This is a genomic window from Methylibium sp. (assembly GCF_031393925.1).
Lineage (GTDB): Bacteria > Pseudomonadota > Gammaproteobacteria > Burkholderiales > Burkholderiaceae_C > Methylibium.
The window spans coordinates 1-7,666 of record NZ_JANMWL010000054.1 but is presented as its reverse complement, the minus strand read 5'-3'; the positions used below and the strand labels follow the sequence as shown (position 1 = coordinate 7,666).

Annotated in this window: 6 protein-coding genes and 1 pseudogene; 2 read left to right on the top strand and 5 right to left on the bottom strand. The window is 69.6% G+C overall.

Annotated elements, in window-relative coordinates:
• Positions 1-565: 565 nt before the first annotated feature.
• The 4 genes and pseudogenes from RMO12_RS03770 to RMO12_RS03755 form a co-directional block, all read right to left on the bottom strand.
• Positions 566-1,867, bottom strand: a pseudogene (locus RMO12_RS03770) (Glu/Leu/Phe/Val dehydrogenase).
• A gap of 170 nt (positions 1,868-2,037) precedes the next feature.
• A complete protein-coding gene (gene proC / locus RMO12_RS03765) occupies positions 2,038-2,877 on the bottom strand; it encodes a pyrroline-5-carboxylate reductase (RefSeq protein ID WP_309638255.1) in 840 nt (279 codons plus the stop codon).
• Between the two features lie 43 nt (positions 2,878-2,920).
• Positions 2,921-3,412 (bottom strand): hypothetical protein, encoded by a 492-nt coding sequence (locus RMO12_RS03760; protein WP_309638254.1) that lies wholly within the window; start codon positions 3,410-3,412, stop codon positions 2,921-2,923.
• 116 nt (positions 3,413-3,528) lie between these two features.
• The gene (locus RMO12_RS03755; RefSeq protein WP_405029612.1) at positions 3,529-5,427 is read right to left on the bottom strand and encodes a PhoX family protein; all 1,899 of its coding nucleotides are present in this window, start codon (positions 5,425-5,427) and stop codon (positions 3,529-3,531) included.
• Between the two features lie 59 nt (positions 5,428-5,486).
• Between RMO12_RS03755 and RMO12_RS03750 the strand changes: the two genes are divergently transcribed.
• The gene (locus RMO12_RS03750; RefSeq protein WP_309638252.1) at positions 5,487-6,239 is read left to right on the top strand and encodes an SDR family oxidoreductase; all 753 of its coding nucleotides are present in this window, start codon (positions 5,487-5,489) and stop codon (positions 6,237-6,239) included.
• Between the two features lie 14 nt (positions 6,240-6,253).
• On the opposite strand, the gene RMO12_RS03745 is transcribed toward RMO12_RS03750, so the two are convergent.
• Positions 6,254-7,237 (bottom strand): septal ring lytic transglycosylase RlpA family protein, encoded by a 984-nt coding sequence (locus RMO12_RS03745; protein WP_309626817.1) that lies wholly within the window; start codon positions 7,235-7,237, stop codon positions 6,254-6,256.
• 119 nt (positions 7,238-7,356) lie between these two features.
• Here RMO12_RS03745 and RMO12_RS03740 point away from each other — a divergent pair.
• Positions 7,357-7,666, top strand: a 310-nt coding sequence (locus tag RMO12_RS03740; protein WP_309638251.1) for an enoyl-CoA hydratase-related protein, incomplete at its 3' end; no start/stop codon positions are given.

Sequence of the window (7,666 nt, the reverse complement as noted above, 5' to 3'; positions counted from 1 at the left end):
TGACCATCCCTCTGTGGAGTAAAGACGCTTGACCTCTTGCATTTCACCTACTTTGACCGAATAGGTGCGCTTTTCATATATGACTGGCATGACGCTGAATCCTATAAGTTGGATGACAATTGAAGCGCAGGCAGAATTTGGATCCCGAGACTAAGCTATTGGTTTTCCGCTTAGCGATGCTTTTGAAAGTCGGTTGAGGGTGGGTGACTATGACTCCTGCGGCGCCTAACCCGATATCGGGCGCAGTTCTGCTGCGTAACACGGCGGTTCGCACAGCAAATCTGCTGCGTAACACGGCCCGCTGCTGCGTATCCAGGAACGGTCGAACGCTCGCAAAACCGCCCGCGCAATGGGTGATGTTCGTTGCTTCGCCATGGAACTACCTCCTTGAGATGCCATGTTACGCAGCAGGTGCGGCCCTCATTTGCCGGGCTTGATGCCGGTTCATGTCGGCGGCAACTATCTCACTTGTCCGGCGCACGGCAAGGCGACTTTGCCCGCCGTGTCTGCCGGCAGCGCCTGTGTCCGCAAGCTGACAGCTTTGCTTTGTCGCCCAAACCGCCGCTCAGGGATACAAGCCGCGCTCCTCGCGCGCAAACAAGATGCGCTCACACGCGACCGCGAAGGTGGCGGTGCGCAGGGTGATCTAGTGGCGGTCGGCCGTTTCCCATATTTTCTTGAGCGCTTCGACCATGATCTTGTCCAGGCGCACGTTGATCTCGTCTTCGCTCCAGAAGAACGACGAGAAGTCCTGCACCCATTCAAAGTAGCTCACCGTCACGCCGCCGGCATTGCAAATGACGTCGGGCACCACCAGCACGCCGCGCTCGGCGAGGATGTCGTCGGCCTCGGGCACCGTGGGGCCGTTGGCGCCTTCGAGCACCAGCCTGGCGGTGATGCGCCGCGCGCGTTCGGCGCTGATCACGCCCTCGAGCGCGGCCGGAATGAGGATGTCGCACGGCACGTCCCAGAACGATTCGTCGTCGCTGCGTTCGGCGCCGGTAAAGGCGCCCACGCCGCCGTCGCGCTTTAGCACCGGCATCAGATCGGCCAGGTCGAGGCCGCCCTCGTTGACGATGGTGCCGGTGTGGTCTTGCACCGCCACGATCTTGGCGCCGGCCTGCACGAACAGCTCGGCCGCCGCGCTGCCGACATTGCCGAAGCCCTGCACCGCCACCCGCACGCCGTCGAGCTTGAGGCCGAGCCGGCGCGCCGCTTCCCGGCCGGTGACAAACACGCCGCGGCCGGTGGCCTTGACGCGGCCCAGCGAGCCGCCCAGGTGGATGGGCTTGCCGGTCACGACCCCGGTCGCGGTGGAGCCGGTGTTCATGGAGTAGGTGTCCATCATCCACGCCATGATCTGGGCGTTGGTGTTGACGTCGGGCGCGGGTATGTCGCGCTGCGGTCCGATGATGATGCCGATCTCGCTGGTGTAGCGGCGCGTCAGGCGCTCCAGCTCCTTCATCGACAGCTGCTTGGGGTCAACGCGGATACCGCCCTTGGCGCCGCCATAAGGCAGGTTGACGGCGGCGCACTTGACGGTCATCCACGCGGCCAGCGCCATCACTTCTTCGAGCGTGACCAAAGGGTGAAAGCGCACGCCGCCCTTGCCGGGGCCGCGCGAGAGGTTGTGCTGCACGCGGTAGCCTTCGTAGTGGCGCACCGTGCCGTCGTCCATCTCGATGGGCACGTCGACGATCAGCGAGCGCTTGGGGCGTTTGAGCGTCTCGCCCCAGCGCGCCAGGTGGCCGAGGTAGGGCAACACGCGGTCGACCTGCGCCAAATAGGTGCCCCACGGGCTGGTCGGCGTGGGTGTGACGTAGGAGAGGAAGGAGTTCTGCGGCGGCAGCAGGGTCGTCGGGCTCATTCGGTGTCCTTCCGGGTTCGTCGAGACGCAGGGGGCCGGCCGCGCTGGTGGCGCGGCACAGCACGCGCACTGTAGGCGCGGCGCTTGCTCCGGCGGGGTCAAAAATGTCGGCCTTGCAGGCCGGCCGCGCGCTGCTGATGCCGGGCCGTCGAGCCGGCGCGGGCGGCCTGTCAGCGGCCGAACTCGTCGCCCAGCTCGACGGCGCGACGCTGCGCCGCGAGCACGGCCTGGACGATCGCCTCGCGCACGCCCGCCTTGCGCAGGGCCTCGAGCGCCGCGTGCGTGGTGCCGCCCTTGGAGGTGACGCGCTCGCGCAGTTGCGCCACCGGTTCGTCGCTCTGCGCGGCCAGCGCGGTGGCGCCGGCAAACGTGGCCAAGGCGAGGGCACGGCCTTGAGCCTCGTTCATGCCCATCGCGCGGGCCGCGTCGATGAGCGCCTCGATGAACAGGAACACATAGGCCGGGCCCGAGCCCGACAGCGCCGTCACCGCGTCGAGGTCGGATTCGCGCTCGACCCACAGCACGCTGCCGGTCGGCGCGAGCAATGACTCGACTGCGGCGCGCCCGGCCTTGTCAACCGCGGGCCGCGCGTAAAGCCCGGCGATGCCCTGGCCGATGAGCGCGGGCGTGTTGGGCATGGCCCGCACGACACGCGCCGCGGCGGTGGCCCGCACGATGGCGTCGCTTCGAATGCCGGCCATGACGCTGAGCTGAAGCGCGCCGCCGACATGCGCCGCACAAGGCGCCGCTGCCTCCTTGAATGCCTGCGGCTTGACCGCCCACACCACCATCGACGCCTGCACCAGTGCCGCGCTGGCATGCGCGTGCGCCACCACGCCGAACGCCTGCAACAGCCGCGCGCGCTGCTCGTCCCACGGCTCCACCACCAGGATGCGCTCGGGCGCCACACCGGCCTTGCGCAAGCCACCGATCAGCGCGCTGGCCATGTTGCCGCCGCCGATGAAGGCGATGGGCGAAGCGGTGCTGGCGGGGTCGGACGCTGTCTGCATCGTGGGCAGTCTACTCAGCCCAAGAGGGCTGAGCGCGCCCTCGTCAGCGCGCCGGAACGGGCGGCACCGCGTTGCTGGTGTCGGGCGACGCTTCGTGCACGTTCGGCCAACTCCAGGCGAGGTTTTGCAAACCACTTCCCACCTGCACCGTCTTGCTCTGGGTGCGGCCGTGGTAGTCGGCCGTAACGGTGTATCGGCCAGCGGGCAGCTTGGCCATCATGATCGGACCGACGTTGCTCAGGCTCATGGCCTCACCGCCCGCCGCCGAAGTGACGGTGACACGCTCGGCCACGACGTACTCACCGCCCGGGCCGCTGAAGACATTGCGCACCGTGAAGTCAGCACGCATTGCATCCAGCGCGGCGCGGCTTTCTTCACCCGCTCCGCCGCTGACGAATTGGATGCCCGCCGCTTGCTGAACCGTCGGCGCAACGTCGATCACCAGCGGTTCGAGCGGCTGCGCGGACTGCGCCACTGCCGACAACGAAGCGACCAGCGCGATGGCGATAAAAGCCGTGAGACGGTGCTGCTTCATGACGAGTCCTCGGTGAGCCTGTACACAAGCTTAGGACTCGTGCGCGCTCAAAGCTGCCGGCGCCTGGCTGATTCGCATGTCGGACAGCGCCGACACCGCAGCGAACAAGCGTTGCTTCAGCTACCGATCACCCCACGGTCGAGCCGGCGTATCGCCACCGTGGCCGAGCGCGGGCGGCCGCCCGGCGCGAGCCCCTGCGGCCAGCTCGAATGGCGCGTCGGGTTGGCCGGGTCGTTGCGCTGGCCGGGGTTTTCGCCGGGATGCTGGATGTTGACGAACAGCGTCTTCATGTCGGGCGTGGTGACCACGCCGGTGATTTCGCAGCCGACGGGCCCGGTGAGAAAGCGCCGCAGTTCACCGCTCCTCGGGTCGGCGGCCACCAGCATGTTGTTGCCCAGGCGCGCGTGCTCGCCGCGGTGCATGGCCGAGGGTGAGACGTCGGTCTGGATCCACAGCACGCCGCGCGGGTCGAGCCACAGGCCATCGGGGCTGGCGAACTCGGCGCCGTTGGCATTGCCGCGCGCCTCGGCACGCTCGTTGGCCGGGTCGCCCGCCAGCACGAAGTGGCTCCACGCAAAGCGTGTGCCGGCCAGGCCCCCGCTTTCGGTCCAGCGAATGACATGGCCCATGCTGTTGTCGGCGCGCGGGTTGGCGGCGTCCACGCCGGGCTGGCCCGCCTGGCCGCGGCTCGAGTTGCCGGTGAGCGAGCAGTAGAGCGTGGCGGTGCTGGCGTCGCCGGCAATCCATTCGGGGCGGTCCATCTTGGTGGCGCCGAGCCGGTCGCTGGCCTGGCGCGACTTGACGAGCAGCTCGCCCTGGCTCGCAAAGCCGGCGGCGGCGTCCAGGCCGCCCTGCCCGGCGGTGAGTGCCAGCCACTGCCCGCTGCCGTCGGCATCGAAGCGCGCCACGTAGAGCGTGCCGTGGTCGAGCAGCTCGCGGTTGGCCGCAAAGCCACCGGGGCGCACCGCGTCGCGCGAGACAAATTTGTAGATGTACTCAAAGCGCGCGTCCTCGCCCATGTAGACCACGGCGCGGCCATCGATGGCTTGCATCACGAACGCACCTTCGTGCGCGGCGCGGCCGAGCGCGGTGCGCTTGATGGGCGTGCTGGCAGGGTCGAAGGGGTCGATCTCCACCACCCAGCCGTGGCGGTTGAACTCATTGGGGTGGCGCGTGGCGTCGAAGCGCTCGTCGTGCTCATGCCAGCGGTAGCCGTTGCCCTGCGGCCGCAGGCCCCAGCGCCGCGCATGCGCGTCGGGCTCGGCCGGGCCGTGGAAGTAGCCGACGAAGTTTTCTTCGCAGGTGAGGTAGGTGCCCCAGGGCGTTACGCCGTGGGCGCAATTGTTGAAGGTGCCGCGTATCTGCGTGCCGCTGGGGTCGAGGGCGGTGCGCACGAGCGCGTGACCGGCGGACGGACCCTGCAGGCGCATCGGCGTGGTGGCGGTGATGCGGCGCGCGTAGCGGCTCGGGCGCAGCACCGCCCAGCGGCCCTCGGCGTCGCGCTGCACTTCGACGACCGACACGCCGTGCGCGGCCTGCGACTTGGCCACCTTTTCGGCGCTCCACGCCGCCGCGCCGTCGGTGTGCAGCAGGCCCTCATCGGTGTACTCGTGGTTGACCACCAACAGCCCGCGCTCGCTCGGCGGCGCGCCTTCGAGCGCAAAGAAATGCATGCCGTCGTGGTGCATGCCGGCCTGCAGCGCCTGCTCGGCGGCGCTGTTGCCACCGTCGGCGCGAAATGCCGGCAGGCCGGGCGCCAGCCCCGGCGCACCGATGGCGTCGCCCCAGGCGTAGATGGGCTCGGCCACGTAACCGGGCGGCACCAGTACGGCGTCGGCGCGCGACACCGCCACGCCGGTGAAGCCGAGCAGCCGCGTCGGCGGCGTGCTAACGCAGGCCGCCAGCGGTGCCAGCAAGGCGCTCGCGGCGGCCAGGCCGCCGCGCAGCACCACGCGCCGCGCCGGGTCGCAAAGCGCGTGGATGTCGGCATTGGCCGAGGCGTTGGAATCCTCCAGGGTCGAAAAGTCCTTCACGCTCGAATCCTTTGAAGAGGCACCGCGTTAGGCTTTGCGCCATGAAACCAGTCTTGCTCGTCACCGGCGCCAGCCGCGGCATCGGTGCCGCAACCGCCCTGCTCGCCGCCCGCCACGGCTGGGCGCTGGCACTGAACTATGCCCGTGATGCGGGCGCGGCCGAGGCGGTGGCCGAACGCATCGCTGCGCACGGCGGCGAAGCCTTCGCGTTTTGCGCCGACGTGGCCGATGACGAACAGGTGCGTGCACTGTTCGTGCGGCTCGACGCCCGCTTCGGCGCCGGCCGCCTGCGCGGCCTGGTCAACAACGCCGGCGTGGTGGACGTGGCGGCGCGCGTGGACGAGATGAGCGCCGCGCGCGTGCAGCACATGTTCGCCGTCAATGTATTCGGCAGTTTTTCATGCGCGCGCGAGGCGGTGCGCCGTATGAGCCGCCTGCATGGCGCGAGCGGCGGCGCGATCGTCAACGTCTCGTCGGCCGCGGCGCGCCTGGGCTCGCCCGGGCAGTACGTCGACTACGCGGCGGCCAAGGCGGCGATCGACACCTTGACGCTCGGCCTGGCCAAGGAAGTGGCGAGCGAGGGCGTTCGCGTCAACGCGGTGCGCCCCGGCATCATCGACACCGACATCCACGCTTCGGGCGGCCAGCCCGAGCGCGCCCGCCTGGCGGCGCCGCAGATACCGATGCAGCGACCCGGCAGCGCCGAGGAGGTGGCAGAGGCGATCGTCTGGCTGCTGTCGGACGCCGCCAGCTACGTGACCGGCGCGGTGCTCGACGTGGCGGGTGGGCGCTGAGGTGACGGCGACCGTCAGCGCCGCTCGATCAAGAGCGGCACCAGCCGCAGCGCCTCGCGCACGCGCTGCGCGCTGAGTTGCGCCTCGTCGCGCGAGGCATAGGGCCCCGCCTGCAGCCGGTAGAGCGGTGCTTCGTTGAACAGGGCCATCAGCGGCGCCAGCCATTCGAGCTCGCCGGCCACGCGCTGATGGAAGCCTTCGGCGCCGCGGCGATCGCGAAAAGCACCGAGCTGCACCCACCAACCGCGCGCAGCGGCAGTGAGCGCTCGCGTTGCCTGACCGTCGGCCACCGGGGCGGCCACGGTCGAGGCTTGCGGCAAGGGTGTCGGCGCTTGCACGAGCAGCGCAAGTGGCGAGGGCAGCGCTGCGTCGCCTGCCGCCGGCTGCGCCGCGTCGGCCAGCGCCAGCAGGGTGTCGGCGGCCGGCACGGGGGCGGGTGCGCTCTGCCGCCACGCGCCGGTGCGGATGTCTTCGTAGGTGATGCGCTCGACCTCGACCGGTGCCAAGCCCTTGACGCCGAGCTTCACCGCCGCGGCAAAGCTCAGGTCGATGACGCGGCCGGCAACGAAGGGGCCGCGGTCGTTGATGCGCACCACGATTTCGCTGCCGTTGTCGGGGTTGCGCACGCGCGCATAGCTGGGCAGCGGCATCGTCTTGTGCGCGGCCGTCATCGCGTGCATGTTGTAGACCTCGCCGCTGGCGGTGCGGCGGCCATGGAAGGGCTTGCCATACCAGGAGGCGACGCCCTTTTCGCGCAGCGGCAGGTCGCGCGTCTCGGGCGTGTAGCTGCGCCCTTCGACTTCGTAGGGCTTGTTGGGTCCGCCCGGGCGGATCGGCTCGAGCTTGGGCTCGGCATTGGGCGTGCGAGAGGGGTCGGCGGGCACCGGGCTGGTCGCACCATCGCGCGCGAGCGGCGCGGGGCCCGAGGCGCAGCCGGCGACCAGCACCAAAGCCGCCAGCGGGGCGGCCCAGCGCGGCAGGAGGACATGCGCTCGCATGGCGCGGACCATAACCGAGCGCAACCGCAGCGTGGCGCGCGGGATAACACCAAGTCGCGGAATGCGTGAGTTTCTTAATCTCGACCCGCCCTTTTTCACACACCGCCCCGCCGTCGGCCATGAACTCACTGCCCTCTTTTCAGCCCGCCACCGGCCTGCTCGCCTCGCTGGACCTGCTGCGCGTCGAGCTGGCTGCCCCGCTGGCGCATGTGCGGCTGATGCGCCCGGCCAAGCGCAACGCCATCAACGACGCCTTGATCGCGCAATTGCAGACCGCCTTCGTCAACCTGCCGGCCGAAGTGCGGGCGGTGGTGCTGAGCGGCGAGGGCGAGCATTTCTGCGCCGGGCTCGACCTGTCCGAGCTGGCCGAGCGCAGCGTGGAGAGCGGCATGCACCATTCGCGCCGCTGGCATGCGGCGATGGATCAGC